Origin of the sequence: Novosphingobium sp. PP1Y, from assembly GCF_000253255.1 — a bacterium.
GTDB lineage: Bacteria > Pseudomonadota > Alphaproteobacteria > Sphingomonadales > Sphingomonadaceae > Novosphingobium.
Map to the genome: position 1 here is coordinate 198,670 of NC_015583.1, position 16,510 is coordinate 215,179.

Annotated in this window: 12 protein-coding genes; 5 read left to right on the forward strand and 7 right to left on the reverse strand. The window is 61.4% G+C overall.

Annotated features, from left to right (window positions below):
• Positions 1–13: 13 nt before the first annotated feature.
• Positions 14–577, reverse strand: coding sequence for a hypothetical protein (locus PP1Y_RS01925; RefSeq protein WP_013836420.1), 564 nt, complete (start codon positions 575–577; stop codon positions 14–16).
• Between the two features lie 239 nt (positions 578–816).
• On the reverse strand, positions 817–1,017 hold the full coding sequence (locus PP1Y_RS01930) for a hypothetical protein (protein ID WP_148274788.1): 201 nt from the start codon (positions 1,015–1,017) through the stop codon (positions 817–819).
• 311 nt (positions 1,018–1,328) lie between these two features.
• On the opposite strand from PP1Y_RS01930, the gene PP1Y_RS01935 reads away from it, so the two are divergent.
• The 3 genes from PP1Y_RS01935 (at position 1,329) to PP1Y_RS01945 (ending at position 6,172) form a co-directional block, all read left to right on the forward strand.
• The gene (locus tag PP1Y_RS01935; protein WP_041558214.1) at positions 1,329–4,664 is read left to right on the forward strand and encodes a hypothetical protein; all 3,336 of its coding nucleotides are present in this window, start codon (positions 1,329–1,331) and stop codon (positions 4,662–4,664) included.
• A gap of 2 nt (positions 4,665–4,666) precedes the next feature.
• A complete protein-coding gene (locus tag PP1Y_RS01940) occupies positions 4,667–5,593 on the forward strand; it encodes a mechanosensitive ion channel family protein (protein ID WP_013836424.1) in 927 nt (308 codons plus the stop codon).
• A 309-nt stretch (positions 5,594–5,902) separates the two neighbouring features.
• A complete protein-coding gene (locus PP1Y_RS01945) occupies positions 5,903–6,172 on the forward strand; it encodes a hypothetical protein (RefSeq protein WP_013836425.1) in 270 nt (89 codons plus the stop codon).
• 174 nt (positions 6,173–6,346) lie between these two features.
• On the opposite strand, the gene PP1Y_RS01950 is transcribed toward PP1Y_RS01945, so the two are convergent.
• From PP1Y_RS01950 to PP1Y_RS01970, 5 genes are all read right to left on the reverse strand, one after another.
• A complete protein-coding gene (locus PP1Y_RS01950; RefSeq protein WP_013836426.1) occupies positions 6,347–8,833 on the reverse strand; it encodes a glycoside hydrolase family 9 protein in 2,487 nt (828 codons plus the stop codon).
• A 109-nt stretch (positions 8,834–8,942) separates the two neighbouring features.
• Positions 8,943–9,911 carry an alpha/beta hydrolase gene (locus tag PP1Y_RS01955; RefSeq protein ID WP_232512307.1) on the reverse strand — a complete coding sequence of 323 codons (969 nt, stop codon included), beginning with the start codon at positions 9,909–9,911 and terminating at the stop codon, positions 8,943–8,945.
• Positions 9,912–10,200: 289 nt separating this feature from the next.
• Positions 10,201–10,527: a TraR/DksA family transcriptional regulator gene (locus PP1Y_RS01960; protein WP_013836428.1), complete on the reverse strand. Its 327-nt coding sequence runs from the start codon at positions 10,525–10,527 to the stop codon at positions 10,201–10,203.
• A 200-nt stretch (positions 10,528–10,727) separates the two neighbouring features.
• Positions 10,728–12,068 carry an SRPBCC family protein gene (locus PP1Y_RS01965; protein WP_013836429.1) on the reverse strand — a complete coding sequence of 447 codons (1,341 nt, stop codon included), beginning with the start codon at positions 12,066–12,068 and terminating at the stop codon, positions 10,728–10,730.
• Positions 12,069–12,079: 11 nt separating this feature from the next.
• On the reverse strand, positions 12,080–13,282 hold the full coding sequence (locus PP1Y_RS01970) for an aromatic ring-hydroxylating dioxygenase subunit alpha (RefSeq protein ID WP_051009925.1): 1,203 nt from the start codon (positions 13,280–13,282) through the stop codon (positions 12,080–12,082).
• A 210-nt stretch (positions 13,283–13,492) separates the two neighbouring features.
• On the opposite strand from PP1Y_RS01970, the gene PP1Y_RS01975 reads away from it, so the two are divergent.
• Positions 13,493–13,876 (forward strand): ribonuclease HI, encoded by a 384-nt coding sequence (locus PP1Y_RS01975; protein ID WP_013836431.1) that lies wholly within the window; start codon positions 13,493–13,495, stop codon positions 13,874–13,876.
• A gap of 227 nt (positions 13,877–14,103) precedes the next feature.
• A complete protein-coding gene (locus PP1Y_RS01980) occupies positions 14,104–16,503 on the forward strand; it encodes a TonB-dependent receptor domain-containing protein (RefSeq protein WP_041558219.1) in 2,400 nt (799 codons plus the stop codon).
• Positions 16,504–16,510 lie beyond the last annotated feature (7 nt).

Below are 16,510 nucleotides of genomic sequence, written 5' to 3' on the forward strand. Positions count from 1 at the left end.
TTCGCGCTGCGCCTTAGCCCGTCAGCGCGAAGACGGCTGCGAAGGCGATCGCCATGAAGACAAGCAGGCCCAGCAGGATGCCCAGCCATTTGCGATAGGGCAGTTCGTCGGCAACGATCAGGTGATCGGGCAGATCCGGCATCCGCTGGCCGAGTTCGGGCAGGTCGGGCAAATCTTCCGCCGTTTCGCGCCCGCCATTCCACGCAGGGTGGCGCGATCCGAGGTTGGGCCCGCTCACCGCGCTCACCAGAGCGAGTTTCTCGAAGGCAATCGCCATGTTCTGCTCATCGACGTGGCGCGACAGTGCCTGCATGTCCGGATCGTCGTTGGCATGGCCCGGCAACCGCCGCACGAGCTGGCTGATCTGCGTATCGAGCGCATGGAGCCTGTCGATGGCCTCGAGCGTACTGCGCCTGTCACCGCTCTTGAGCGCAAGCTGCAATCGGGTAAGCGATAGCGTATTGGCACGGCACAGTTGCAGGCCGAGATGCAGATCCTTGCCCAAGGCCTCGGCCTTGGGGCTCGCCTGAGCCTCGGCCATCTCGCTGTCGCCGCTTCGTTTCGGGCAGGTGCTCACGCTCTTGTCTCCACTTCGTCCATGCCCCGGCGCAAGCGCATAGGCCTCCGGTACTTCGCTTAGGAAGCCCGCTTGAGATTGGGCGAGAACCGCGCGGGCTGTGCTGACGTCGATCGATCAGGGCGGGGGCGGGGGCATGGACCGCCGCCGCCCTCGGCAAAACCACTTGGGCAAAGACGCATGACTACGGCTCCCGCGCTCGGCGAGACCTTTTCGCTTCTGGAAAACAGGGCGCGCCGTCAGGCGCCGATGCGCCAGACCTGCCCGGTATCGCGGCGGATCGTGCAGAGCTTGCGCGCGCCTTCCCACAGTTCTGCATTACGGTGAGGAGCTTCCGAATAGGCCACTATCAATGCGCCGCTGGCATCTTCGGCCTGAAACTCGATCTTCTTGTCCAGCCCTCGACCGTCATCCGAATATCTCAGCGTATAGGTTGCCATGGTCTCCCCTCCATGCTGCGGGACTCGCGGGCGGATAAATAGCATAAGATATCGACCGGGAAGCACCGTTGGTATGTGGCGTGTATCACGCGCGGCAAAGCGATTGGGCCGAGAACAACGGCGGAAAGCTTGAACCGTCGTCCAGGCCCGATGACCGCCTGATCAAGTCAGCCCGGCTCGAATTTTGCTATTTTCCGGACCTTTGCTAAGCACGATTGGCTGGATTCCTCGCCCGCTGCGCGACATGCAATTTCGCGGCGGATCGGATAGATTATTGCGCTCAGCAGGGGGGATGCGGAGCCGGGGCTGACATGGTGCTGCGACTTATCAAGCTATGCCTGATCGGCCTTGCGGCCTGTCTCACCCTCCTTCCCGGATTGGCTACCGGGCAGCAGGCGCAGACTGCAAGCAGCACCGGGCAGCAGGAACTGTCTCGCGCTGCAGGCCAGGCGCAACAGATCCGGGACCTGATGGCCGGACAGCTCGATCCCGACGTCGAGGCCGCCGACCTATTCTCCTTCTCGCTCACCAGCAGCAATGCAGCCGGCGCCCGCGCAGTTGCCCGGCTGGTGACGGACGGCTCCTTCTACGCGCAGGCCAAGACCGACCCTTCGCGCCTCGCCAACCTCACGGACGATCAGGCGAAGCTTGCGCTGGCACAAGCCGCCTTCCTGCGCCAGCCGCAATCGGAGCGTGAACGCCAGCTCGAAGCGCACCGCAAGACCTTCGACAGCTACCGCGCCAAGCAGAAGACCAGTGAGGCGGCAGCGCAGGAACTGGCACGCCTGCAACGCGAAATGCAGGGCCTTCAGGATTTCCTGGCGGGTAAGCCCGCGCCATCTGCCGTCCTCGAACTTGGACTGCTCAGTAACAGCAACGGAGGGATCGACAGCCGGCGGCTCGATACGCTGACGGGCAAGGTGCCCTCTCCCGGCCCCGAACCGGCTGCCGACGCTCCGGTCGATGCGAGGATTGCGTGGCTGCGCAAGCAGGTTGCCGCGGCCAAGTCGGAAGTACTGCAATTGCAGCCCGCGACGCTGGCCCAGCTTGAAGCTGCATCGGGCGTCAGTTCGGGCACGGCGGACGAGATAGCCAGCGCGGATGCCCTGCTCGACGTCGCCAAGTCGCAGCTCAGCGATGCAGCCAGAGCGGCTCTCAATGCCGCGAGCGAGCAGGAGCGTCTCATCGCCAATGAACAGGCGCGGCTGCTGCAGACAAAAAGCGTTCAGGCCGAATTCCGCGCGCAGCTGGCCAGGTCGAAAGCCGAACCGGACGCCATCCTGGAATCCGCCCTGAGCTGGCGCCGCCGCATCCAGGAACTGGAAGATGAGGGGTTGGGCCGCGAGCAGCAGGCCGATGCCATCTATGCCGAACTCGTGACGGACCTCAGCCGGATCAGGAAGGCACTGAGCAAGGCTCTCGACATCAGCGAAAACGGGTACGACCGCGCACTGAAGCCCGGATCGCTCGACCCTGCACTCCCACAGGACTCGCCGGCAACCCGGCAGCTTCGCACGCAGAAGACCGAATTGGCGCACGCCGCGGCGCAGCTTCACGCCTCCTACGGCGAGGAACTGTGGGCAAAGCGCCGTGCGCTCCATGATGCCATGGTCCTGCTCAATGGCGAACGACTCGCGCTTCTGCCCTCCCTCAGTCCTGCGAAGCGCGCGCAGGTAACCGGCTTCGGCACGGAAGGTGTCGCTCAGGTTCGCAGGGAAATCGCAGAGATCGTGCTCGAACTGCGCTTCAACCTGCAATCATGGCGCAATACCATGGAGCTGGTCGCGCAACCGTTTCAGCGCCCGACGCCTGGGTTCGTACTGGCATTGCTGCGTCTTCTGGCGATTGTCCTCGTCTTCAGCTGGTGGCGCCGGAACGGCGACCCGATGCTGCGGCGCGCTCAGGCCGAAGCGCAGGCCAAGCGCCCCCGCACGCTTGCAAGCAGCCTGCAGGCCGGTTTCTTCGAGTATTGGCGCCGCGTGCGCAAGCCGCTCGACTGGCTGGCTCTGACCATTCTTGTCTGGTGGCTTCTGCCCGAAGGGCTCTTGATACCGGGGCTCTCCTTCATCTGGATCGTCCTGTTCTGGTCGCTCACGACCGTGCTTGTCGTCAATCTCGTCGATCAGCTCGCACGCGGTCGCGGTCGGGACGATCCTCGCGCCACGTTGCGATGGAATTCGCTGAGGCTGATAGCCGGAAGCCTGCTCGCTGTGGGGCTGCTGCTCAACCTGACCAGCGCCAGCGTCGGCAAGGGCGCGATGTACAACTGGGTCTTCACGCTCTCCCTGCTGCTCGTGCCGGCGATCCTTGTCCTGCTGGCGAACTGGTGGCGGGCCCGCATAGTCGCCCTCGCACAGGCCGAAGCGCGGGACAGTTCACTGCTTAACTGGGTCTCGCGCGACCCGGGTGGGCTTACCGGCCTGCTGGGGCGCCTCGCAGCAGGCGCCCTGCTTCTGCTGCGCGGCCTGCGCTCGATCATCGCCCGGCGCATGCGGGACCTGGCGCTGGTTCGCGAACTGTTCGAGCAACGCGCCCGCGTTCAGGCCGCGCGGCAGGTGGCCCAAGACAAGGCAAGTGGGCGTTTCCACCGCCCCTCGCCCGAAGTTCTCGAGTGCCTGGATCCCCATCGCCTGCCGATCGAATTTCGCACCGGAACGGATCGGCCAGGCGGCATCGCCCTGCCCGAGCTGATGCCCGGCACTGTCACCCTCGTCGTTGGAGAGCGAGGGCTGGGCAAGTCGTCGTTCCTGCGCGATATATCCGAGCAATACGCAGACTGTGGAAAGGTCGTGCGGTTGTCCGTCGGCTCGCCCGATCTGGGAGCGCTCCTGCACGATCTGCACGCAGCCCTCGGCACCGGACTGATCTCTTCCGATCCCGATGAACTATCGGACTGGCTGGCGCGCGAAGACGCTCCCTGCCTGATCACCGTCGACGACCTGCAGCGGCTGGTCATGCCCGCGATCGGCGGGCTTGCCGCTATCGACACCCTGATCGCCATGGCCCGTTCGAGCGGCATCAGCTGCCGCTGGGCCTTCACCATCGGCGAGGATGCATGGAGCTTCCTGCAGCGCGCCCGGGTCGATCGCGTCCTTTTCGATGCCGTGATCCGCTTGCCGCACTGGTCGTCTGCAGACTTGCGGGCGCTGATCGAGCGACGCACCGCGCAAGTCGGACTGCAGCCTGACTTTTCCGCCATGATCGACGATGGCGTCTTCGAGCTTGGCGAGGACCTGACCGTCGAAGAGCGCAAGAAGCGCGGCTACTTCGACCGGCTTGCCGAGTACGTGAATGGAAATCCGGCCATCGCACTCGACTATTGGAGGCAGTCGCTGTTCGTCGACGGCCTTGACCAGAAAGTCGTCGTGCGCACGTTCGATGCTCCGGCCGTGGACCGGCTGGCGGCCCTGCCGCTGCCCACGCTGTTCGTCCTGCGTGCGATCATGCGCATGGACATGGCAGATGTTCCATCGATCCGGGCGAGCACCGACCTATCAACGTCGATTGTCACCGACGCCCTCAGGAGCCTGCAGCTCCTGGGCGTCATCGCGCCCGTTGCAGAATTCTACCAGATCACCCTGCACTGGTGGATGGAAGCAACGCGCCTGCTCTTGCGACAGAATCTGACGGTGCGAGGGATCAAATGAAGATGTCGAGACACCTGGGACGGCTCCTGTGTCTTTTCGGCGGCATGGTCGCGCCGGTCAGCGCGGCCCATGCACAGGCAGAGTTCGACGCCGATACGATCAGCAAGCTGGCGGATATCGTGCGATGGAGCGGCGCGATCACCTCGCTGTTCGTGATCGGTGGCGCCTGGGCCCTATTGCGCCTGCTTTCGCGTTTCGTTTCCGCCTTCAGCAGCGAATTCACCTCGCGCCGCCTGACCCTGCAGAAAATCAACACGCTGGGCCAGTTCGTCGTCTATGTGGCAACGACAGTCCTCGTCCTGCTGCTCTCGTTCCGGTTCGATGAGACGACGCTTGCCGTCATCGGCGGAACCATCGCGGTCGCTGTCGGCTTCGCGATGAAAGACTTGGTCGCCTCCTTCATCGCCGGCGTGATCGTCATGCTGGACCGCCCGTTCCAGGTGGGCGACCGAGTTTCCTTCGGCGGCGAGTACGGCGACATCACCGCGATCGGCCTGCGCTCCGTCCGGATGCAGACGCTCGACGACAACACCATCACGATCCCCAACAGCAAGTTCCTGAGCGAGATCACCTCGTCGGGCAATTATGGCGCGCTCGACATGCAGGTGGTGATGGATTTCTACATCGCCCCCGGCCAGGACATCGACCGCGCATACGAGATCGTCAATGAAGCGGCGTTGTCGAGTCGCTTCGTGTTCCTTGCCAAACCGGTAACGGTGCTCGTTACCCAATGGGTATCGGACTATCTGGTTGGCGTGCGCTTGCGCCTGAAGGCCTATGTTCTCGATACCCGCTTCGAGAAGGCGTTCGAATCCGACGTCAACCTGCGGGTCCTTCGCGCCTTTGAGGCCGAAGGGATCCTCGTCCCCGGAGCCGTGCCCTTCCCTCGCAACGCGCAAAATCCGGCAATCAAATCAGAAATAATCTAGATTGCGCCAACGCGACAACACGGTCTTAAAACAGGTTGAGCCGAAGTTACCGGATCGGGAATCGGCTCCGCCAAAACTCGAGATTTACACGGTCAAAGTCACTCTGTTCAAAAGTGTCCATTTATTCTGCGAAATGCAAGATCGGAACTTTTCCGATCATTACCTGTTGTGTGTTCAGGTCGTCGTCACCTCCCCTTGCAAGACGCGATGAGTGGCGGCGACTTCTGAAATGTGGGTCCTGAGCTGACGGCTCGTCCTGCTACAAACAACAATGGCGAGCACATAGTACTGATCGTCGGGAGACTTATGATGAAGAAGTTTATCTATCTGGCAGGACCGGCCGCATTGCTGGCTCTGGCTGCTTGTCAGAGCGAGAAGGCCGACAACGTCGAGGATGCGGCGGAGAACCGCGCGGATCAGCTCGACGAGATGGCCGATAACGCGACCAGTGAAGCCCAGGAAGAGGCGCTCGAGAACAAGGCCGACCGTGTCGAGGAACAAGGCGAGGAAGCTGCCAACAAGATCGACGACAACGGCGAAATCGCGCCGAGCGAAACCCACATGGGTGACACGCAATAAGTTTCGCAAGGTAGTTTCGACGACCTGAATTGTCCCAGAGTCGACAGTTCAGGTTTGTCCTGCCCGGACCGCGCAGCGCCTTGCGCCACGCTTCGGCTCGGGCAGGACTGCCTCATAACACCGGTCGTCTTGCTTCACGCATCAATCAATGGAAATTTCGGCGTACCGGCGTGGTCATCTTGCCTCCGCTGCTGCAGCCATGGCAGCCCGCGCCGCGAGAATATATGCGGAAGTTGTGCTAACCGTGTATTCGTTCTCGAACCAAAGGAACGGCCAATCTGTCTTCGCTTCGGGAAAATCGGGCTTCACGATCAACACCCCGGGCACGAGTCCACCGGGAATGAAGCTGTAGTCCGCGCGATTGTGACCATAGCCTATCAGCTTTGAGGCCGTGCCGACGGTTGAGACAAGCGACAGATTGTTGGCCGGGTGCCGTCCCAGGACATAGTCGATCGCCGAAAGCGTGTAGTCGGTTCCGACAATATCGGGGAAATGCTGATGGAGCAGGTACATGGTCGTGCCAAAGCTTACGACCTGGTTGGAACCTGCCCATGAACCTTCACTGATCGGCACACCGAACGGATTATCCACCAAATCGGCGTCGACCTTGGCCTTCATCTTGCGCACTGACGGCACCAAGTGCTTGCGATAGCCGGCATCCATAAAAGGAATGGCTCGCACGGCAGCGTCCCCAAGCCATTCGAAGTTCTGCTGGATTACGGGGAGCAGTTGCCGAAGCCGGTCTGCGTAGACCTTCTCTCCTCTTGTCGTGATCAGAAGCTCTACCGTGGCCGCGACATTGGCCGCTTGTGCTGAACGGGGCGAAGATGAATCGTCGCGTCCATCACCCGGCTTGATATCTCCGGTCTGCTGCTTGGCCCAAAGGGCTTTCGCTGCCGCCAGCGCCTCGCCCGCCATCGCCGGATCACTATCAGCTAGCGCTCGGCTTGAGCCCGCCAGGGCCGCGGCGACGATCAGGTTGTTGGCCGGCAAGTCGGTCGTGAAGGCCCAACGATCATCCTGCGCTCCGGATGCGGCGCCCTTACGCTCAGTCGGATCCAGACTGGCATCGTAGACCAGACCGTCCGTCTGCGATCCGGCATCGCCGAGATGCGCATATTGGCGCAGGGTCGGATCGATGATGCCAACAATGGCGTGCCCGAATACCTTGTACTGAGCAAGCAACTGCAAGGTGCCGTGGCGGATCTGCTGGATCGAATCCTCGATGCCATCCGGCTTACGGATCTCTACCGCGCGCGCCTTCTCGTCGACACTCGTCTCGTCCCAATCGAGCCCGAAGAGTTCGCGTGCCCAAACCAGGTCTCTAACCACGGATGCGTTCTGGGGCGTCTGAATGTCATAGTCTCCGGCATCCTGCCAACCGCCAACGGCAAGGCCGGGAATATGTTCTCCCGCCTTGAACGGCGAATCCAGTTCGGGACCCATCTTGTAACCGTCGAAATGCACAATGTTCGGCGGAGCCTGCCGGGCATCGTCGAGGTGGGAAGGCGATGACCATACGCGATATTGCTCACGAATACCCATATGATCCATCTGCTCGGCAAGGAATGTATCGAGCGAGGTCTGCCAGATGCGATCGTAGGCATCGGCCGAGATGCGGAAGGGATTTGTCGTCTGACCGGCATAGGAGATCGCGTAGACCCCCGGTTCGCGCACGCTTGAGAAATCGAAGGCGGCATAGTTATAGCGCATCCAGCGCCCGCGCGATTGCGTCTTGGCACGCAGCACCGGCACCTTGCTGCCATCGGGCGACAGCTTGACCAGTTCGGCTTCAGCAGGTGCCTTGAAGTTGGGATCGAGCTCGATCAGCGCAACCTTGGGCCGCCCCGGAGTATAGCCAGCCTGGTTGAAGGAAACGACCGGCTGACGCACCCAGTCCTTCACCACGTTGGGCCGGACATGCCAGACAATGGCATTCTCCTTGGCCCCTGCCGGAATTAGCGAGCGCACCACGAACCAACCGTTCTGGGCCCGGTTGCGGGCATCGTAGAGCTTGAGCGGCGCCGTATCCGAGGTGATCGAGACCCGCGTCATCGGATCTTCCGGTGACAGCGTGATGGCATTGGCCCCTTCTGCAAGTGGAAGGGGATCGCCAGAGCCGTCCTTTGCCATGGGTCCGGTGGGGTGCCGCGGGAAGAGGCCCGGGTCCTGTCCCATCATGAAAGTCTTGCCGAAGTAGGCGGTGGGCAGGAAGTCCAGATTGAAGCCTGCCTTGCCCGCAAGGCTTGGCGGCAGTGGCTTGTCGAGATCGACGGCTATGCGAAAGCCGTCCCCTTCGGCGGTGACCTTGACGCTGTAACCGAGATTCACGTCCTTGTATTCCGAGCGCACGAGGACCTGATTCGGAGATGCACCCAATGTCCTGCCTAGAAAGGCAGGTACCGCAGCCCATTGTTCCGGAGTTGCATCGAGACGCACCGCGCCGTCCGTGGCGATCCGCTCGCCATGCAAGACGATCTGAATTCCCGCATTCTTTTCATCGAAGAAGATCGGGCTGAACTCGTTCTGATCGACGATAACCGTAATGCCCTGCGCCTCCAGAGTTTGTGCAGGCGTAACCCTCAACGTCTGACCCTGGGTGGCAACCGGACCGGCCATAATGGTCGCGGTGGCCAGCAAGGCACTTGCAATCCTCTTCATCCCTATCTCCTCAGGTTAATCTCAGGCACAGTTGATCGAGCCGAGAGGCGCAAGTCGGCTCTCGATCGATGCGGCCCGGCCGCGTTTCCGGCTAGAAATTGTGGCTGGCTTAGTGAGTCGGCTTCAGGAGGCCGTGCATCCCCATCCAGCTGGTGAATTCATCGAACCAGCCCGTGCTGGTGGTCGGCTTCTGATACATGCCGAAACCATGTCCACCCTGTTCGAAAAGGTGAAACTCGACCGGCCGCTTCGCTGCCCGCCAGCTTTCGATCAGACCGAAACCGCTATTGCCGAACAACGGGTCATCGGCGGCAAGGGCCACGAACATGGGGGGCGCGTCGGCCGGTACCGTAGCTGGGGCCAAAGGGCCGTAGATGTTACCGATGAAAGCGGGCTTCGCATCCTGTCCTGCCAAAGTCGTAGCCATCGTCAACATGGCGCCGGCGGAAAAGCCGACCATGCCGATGCGATCGGGGTCGACATGCCATTCCTTGGAGCGCTTGCGGACAAGCGCGAAGGCGGCGCGTGCATCGGCGATCTGCGGACCAAGGTTGGCCATCATGCCCTCCAGCGCCGGGCGCGGCGCCGGTCCGCGAGGTGCGCTCATGTCGGCCGAAGAACGTTCGAAGTCGGCAAGACTGGGCGGAGTCTGGTTAAGGCGATACTTCAGCACGAATGCGGCAACGCCTTTGGCTGCAAGCGCGCGCGCAACATCCCATCCTTCATTTTCCATCGACAGCGTACGGAAGCCGCCGCCTGGGGCCACGATTACTGCCGTACCGTTTGCTTTGGCTGGATCGGGCAGGAAGGGCGTAAGCGTGGCTTCCGTGACATTGCGCGCAAAGACGCTGTTGTATTGACTGTGCCAGGATTCCGCGATCGTTGCGCCCGGAAGTTTCCCGGTATCCAGTCTGATGGCATCACCTTGGGCAGGCGTTGCGATGGACACCATCTTGTCGGACTGCGCCAGGGCCGGTTCTGTAATGGTAAAGCTGGCAGCAATCCCGCAGGCGACAAGAGAGGACAGGATAGGCCGGGTCAAAGGCAGGTTGGATGTCAGGCGCATCAGGCGAATCATTCGCACTCTCCCATATGTCATTTTGCATGACGCTAAAGGTAGCGCTACCAAATAGCAATGCACTAACGCGCAAGTAGCGAAACTTGTCTGAGATGAGAGCGGGCAACTTGAGATCCAGGTGGCGGATCGGCCATTTTCCTCAGGTTGGGGCGAGCCAAGCTTGGCGAAATTGCGCGCGCCTTTTCCCTTCTTCTCACCTGCATGAGGGGCCGGGAGGCAATCTGAAAGACCTTATGACCAGCCTTGAAAATAGCGCTATCATGGCACTCAGGCGAGCGACCGAGAGCTTCTAGCTGACCTCTTTCGCACAAGTGATGCAAAGCGCCGCTTCGGGCCTTGCCGACAGGCGCTCTGGTGAAATTTGGCCACTGCATTTGACGCATAGGCCATAGGTGCCATTGGCAATACGATCGAGTGCCCGGTTCACCGAACCTAGTTCGCTACTCACCAATGCGGCCTGACCTTCAAGCGATGCATCGTCCTCACGTTCAACGGCCGCTTCGGCAAAATCGGGATCCAGCGGTTCCGCCAAGTCGTCCTGCAAGTGGGCGAGCCGGGCGTTCAACTCCGCGAGCCGCGCCTCAAGCTTCTTCTTCGCCGTATCGATATCAGCCATGGCATTGATCCCTCTCGATTGCACGCGCCAGAGATAAGGCGCCGAACCACAAACCTTGCGCAGGAACCCTTTCCTGCTTTCATAGCAGAATATGGTATCTGCGGCGCCAAATCGTTTCGCGACGCAGGGCAAGCACGGGAAAATCGTGCTTGCGCCTCTTTTGAATAGCTCCTGCCTTCCACGCCGGAGCGAAGGCAGATTCACGCCGGCAAGCGTCCTTCAAGATACGCATCGAGTGTCTCGTGGAAGTGCCGGATGCGGCTTTCCATGTAACCGGCGAGTTGCACCGTGCCGGCAAGCGATGCCTTGAGGCCTGTCTGCACCTGAGGCATGTTTGCCATGTCCTGGTCGATCACCGGCCCCAGTGCCGGCAATTCGGTTGCATTGGACCATGGTTCGTCCTCTCCAAGCCAGTGCACCGGCACACCGCGAGGCCTCGCCTCACCCTCCTTTACGGGCTTGAGGATCATGACTTCCATGATGCAGCTGTCGACAGCACGGCCATTTGGCCTCCAGCGATAGACGATATTGGGCGCAAAGCCGCCCCAGGGCGCAAAGTTGGGAAACACATTGTAGACGATCGCGTCGAGCATCTCGGCATCGGTGGCCTTTTCGAGGTCGCCCCCGGTCGCCCGGACGATGCTGCTGCGTGCGGCTTCGCCCAGGAACTCGCGCGCGGGCACTGCCTCGGCAGCGAGATTCTCCGGCATCTTGCGCCCCCACAAGCCTAACATGCCACCTATCACCTCATCGTTTCCCGGCCTTTCAGGCAGATGCGGGCTAGGTTCACCGAAGGCGGCAAGGTTGCGGTTCACGTGCGGACCGTAGACGTCGTATTGCGATCCCACGTCCGAGAAGAAGGGCAGGATCTGGGGGTGCGTGGCAATGACGTGATAGCTCTCCATGAAAGCTTCCTGCGCCACTTTCCAGTTGCAGGGGATGACCCGAGCCACATGAACGGCCTTCCAGCGGTCTTCCAGCCTCCAGCGTTCGAAGTGTCGGGGCACCACGCCAAGGTAATCCTCGAGCGAGGGCCCATCCCTGTCGAAATTGATGAAGACGAAGCCGCCCCAGCGACCGACGCGGATCTGCGGCAAATGCAGGTCGGCATCAGAAAGTCCGGCGAATTCCTGCCGGCACGGCACCGAGCGGATCGACCCGTCGAGCTTCCAGCTCCAGCCGTGGAATCCGCAGCGCATCGTTTCCACGCGACCGCTTTCATCCATCAGCTTGCGGCCACGGTGCAGGCATGAATTGGGGAACGCTTCGATCCGATCGGGCGCGCTGCGCACTACCAGCACCGACCGTTCGATGATGTCATAGACGTGGACGTCGCCCACCTCGGGAATGTCCTCTTCCCGGCAGGCCATTTGCCAGACCCTGGACCACATCATCTGAACCTCGCAGTCGAAGAAGGCCTGATCGATGTAACGCTTTGCGCAGATCGGCGCATGGCCGAAATCCCCGCGCTGATCGGCCCGCAAGACCTCGGGCGCACTGCGGCTGTCGGCATCGAGCAATTCGCGATAGGTTGTGACCATGGCAGCGTTCCTCAATGGCTCTCGATCCAGGGGGCGAGCACGGGTTCCAGCCGCAGTTGCTCGGGCAAGGCATCGCCGATCAGGCGGTCCAGTTCCATGTGCCAGGCGTAGATGCGCCGCTCCTGATAGGACAGGTTCAGGCCCTCGAACCCCTTTGCCTCGACCGACTTCTGGATCGATGGCGCAAACTGCGTGTCTTCCTCAAGGATGCGACCCAGGTTGGAGATGCGGGTCGGCCACATCTCGTGCCCCTGCGATCCTTCCGGCCCGAACCAGTGTACGTCGACCACCATCGAGCGATCGTCCCGCGGCCAGAAGGTCAGGAATGGCATTCCGGTCCTCGAGGGCGGCGTCACCAGGTTCGGGAAGATGTTGTAGGACGGATTCTGCTCGAAAATGTCCTCGGCCCCTTCGATCTGCGGCATACCCCGCGCCCCGGGATCTCGCCATTCGGGATCGCGGTGCGCCGTCGTCATCATGGAATGGCCACGCTCCCACAGGTTCATGAACGAGGAGCGGCTGTCGAGGAAACGATCCACGGTATTGGGATGGATAGACTTGAGGTGGTAGGTTTCGAGGAAAGCGTCGATCAGCACCTTGACCTGACAGTCGATGACGAAACTGTCCGACTGGATGTGGCGCAGATGTTCGACGCCCAGATTCGCCCAGTCGTCGACAATCCCGCCGAGAAACCGATCGAGCGGCTCGGCATCGGGATTCTCGTTGACGAAGACCCAGTTCCCCCAGGTTTCGCAGCGCACTTTCCTGAGGCCGTGGCACGACCTATCGAACTGAGGAAAATCGCGCAGTTCGCGAACGGAATTGAGATTGCCGGCAAGGTCATAGGTCCAGCCGTGGTAGCGGCAGAAGAAACCTTGCGTCGCGCCCTGGACCTTTTCAACCAGCGGGGCGCCGCGGTGGCTGCAGCTGTTGTAGAAGGCACGGATAGCGCCATCCTTGCCGCGGACGATCACGATCGGCGAGCCCGTCCTGTCCCACAAGCGATAATCGCCCGGCTCCGGCAGTTCGTCGACGTGCAGGGCATAGAGCCACACGTTCTGCCACAGAAATTTCCTCTCCAGCGCAAGGAAGGCCGGATCGGTGTAGCGCGCGGCTGGAATCAACGGCAGACGTGGAAAGCCATCCGGTGGCCCCTTGCGGGCTTTCTCCCCGGCCATGCCTTCGTAAAGCGCCATCTCGAATGCGGTGTCCATCGACGTTCTCCCATCTCGCCGAAGCAGCCCTAATGTGCGCACGATCCAATCGACTTGATCGGAATCAAGATTTTCCAAAAAACATGTACGAATGTTTTTTACTACCGGTCGACAGGATGGGTTCGAGCGCGCGCCTGATCAGGAAGCACGGGATTTCCTCAAGGCGGGGGTTAGCCTAGTACCTTTGCAGAGAACTTGAGGGAAGCGGGCATGGCACGGCGCAGGGTCAAGGTGTTCTTCGATGGTGGAAGCCGCCCGAATCCCGGTCGGATGGAGGCGGCCGTGGTGGTTCGCGGCAAGACGCATCTGTTCGAGGACATGGGACATGGCTCGAATGGCGATGCCGAATGGCTGGCCCTTGTTCAGGCGCTGGAAGTATCACGTGCCATGGACCTGACCGACGTTGAACTGATCGGCGATGCCCGGGAAGTGGTGCAGAAGGCCAATCTGGCAATGCGCGGAGAGATTGCCCCACACAGGCATGTCTCAATATTCCTGGCCCTGGCGCACGAGGTTCGCCCCGGCCGGATCCGCTGGATCAAGCGGGAGCAGAACCTTGCCGGAATCGCACTCGCCCGGCGCCATCCAAGATGACGCCGCGTCCAGGATCCTGCAGGTCGTCATCGGCCCAAGGCGACTGCTCGATGAAGGCGAAGACCGGCATTCCGATGCCCGTAGATGTGCCCGGTTCCTCAAGGTTCCTTTGGCCTTCCGACACATCCGGGACACATATCTGACACGGAACCGCCCGCAAACTGACTGCGGCCTGTAAACAAACTCGACCACATGCCCCGCAAGCAAGTTTCTTAGGGGGCACAGAAATGCGATTCCAGACCGTTCGTCACATGAGCATACTTGGCGCGAGCCTTGCGGTAATCGCCGCAGCCTCGCCGGCACAAGCCGACGAGGCTGCCGAAGCTGAGAATGTCGATGCCGAGGCCATTGTCGTCACGGGTACGCGCACGACCTACAACAACTCCATGCTGACCGAACAGATGATCGCGGAACAACCGCCGCTCGCATCGGTGCTCGATCTGGTCGATACCTTGCCGGGCGTCCAGGTGCAGGAAGGCGACGCCTTCGGTTTCGACGACTGGTCGACGACCGTCTCCATCCGCGGTTTCCAGACCAATCTCGACCAACAGCAGGTCGGCATCACGATCGACGGATTGCCCAATGGCGGATCGAACTACGGCGGCGGCGCCAAGGCCAATCGCTTCATCGACACCATGAATATCGCGACCGTCGAGGTTTCGCAGGGAACGGCCGACATTGGCTCGCTTTCGAACGAGGCGCTGGGCGGCACGCTCAACTTCGTGACCTCGGATCCGCTCGATGAAATGCGCGTGCGGCTATCCGGCTCAGTAGGCGATTTCGAGGCCAGCCGCTATTACGGCCGTGTCGACACGGGTCTTTTCCTCAACGGCGCGGCCAAGGCCTGGTTCTCCTATTCGCATCAGGAGGCGACGGACTGGATCGGCGGCTCGGCCCAGAATCATCGCGATAACTTCGCGGGCAAGTTCATCATCGACGCGCCGGTCAGGATCACCGGCTATGCCAGCTACGACGACGCCCACGAAGACAACTACGACCAGCTCTTCTTTCCCGACCAATACGTCGATATCCCGAGCACCGATGGCCTCACCACCAACTGGACCGGCGTCCCCTATCAGGATCAGGCCTATCGCCGCGCATGGTCGACGCTGCGCAAGAACTTCCTGGGCTATCTGAAGGCGGAAACGACCATCGCCGACAGCCTGGACCTGCGTGTTTCGGCCTATTATCACGACATGGCCGGACGCGGCGACTGGGTGCCGCAATACGTGGTCGATGTTACCGCAGACGGCGCTGGCAACCCGGAAAGCGAACTTTCGGGCATCGGCACCGTCAACGGCGGTTCGCCGCTGGGCACGATATACTTCGTCGATGCCAACGGAGTTTCGCTCACCCCGACCTCCGGATGCACCGGCTCGCTGACTTATCCTTACGGCGGCACGACCGACGCAAGCTACGACCCTGCATGCTATCCGGCAGGGGCCATCGGCGCGCAGTCCTATCGCCATACGCACTACCGCAAGGACCGTCTGGGCTTCACCGGCGATGCGGCATGGAAATGGCAACTCGGCACCCTCGAGAACACCTTGCGTGGCGGTCTGTGGTACGAGGACACGCATCGCCAGGAATGGCGCGACTGGCACAATGTCATCGATACGCAGGTCGGTCCCGCATACGAGGCGACACCCTACTGGACCCAGTACAGCCGCAAGTATCCGCAGGACACCTTCAAGTGGTATGCGCAGGATACGGTGCAGTTCGGACCGGTCACGGCCAATTTCGGCGCCAAGCAGTTCATCAATCACATCGACCGGGTCGACCTCTTCGGCGACACGCCCGACACCAGGTTCAAGTCGAAGTCCGACGTGCTGCTCTCCGGCGGCGTGCAGATCGAACCGATGACCGGACTCGACCTGTTCGCCGGCTACGCAGAGAACTTCAAGGCGCTGACCGACGCGGTGCTCGAATTCGGCGATGCCGACCTGTCCCAGCTCAAGCCGGAAACTTCCGAGAACTGGGAAGCGGGCCTGCGCTACCAGGGCAGCTGGTTCCGCGGATCGGCCACATGGTTCAAGGCCAAGTTCTCCAACCAGGTCCTTTTCGTCTCGAACAGTTCCTCGGCCGGCAACGACTACCTCGGAGAAGGTGACGGCAAGTTCTTCAACGCTGGCGGCATCGACTCTGAAGGCTTCGAACTGCTTGCCAACGTGACGCCGTTCGAAGGTCTCAATCTCTACGGCGCCTATACCTACATCGATGCGAAGTACCGTTCGATCAGTGACCTCGACACCGGCACCACCGAGGACGACGCGACTATCGCCATGCTGAACGGGCTGGCCGGCAATCGCGTCGCCGGAATTCCGCGCCACATGTGGGTCCTTTCCGGCTCCTACACATACGGCCCGGTCACCGCAGGTCTGACTGGCAAGTACACCGGCGACCGGTTCGCCGACTCCGGCAACAGCCTGGTGGCGCAGAACTATTTCCTCACCGACCTCAACATCAGCGTAAAGGGCGAAGGACTCAGCGACATCCTCAAGGATCTCGAATTCGCGCTCACCGTCAACAATCTTACCGACGAGCGCTATCTCGGCGGCATTTCCGGCGGCTACGCATGGATCGGCGCACCGCGTACGGCAATCTTCACCGTTACCGCTGACTTCTGAGGAACGA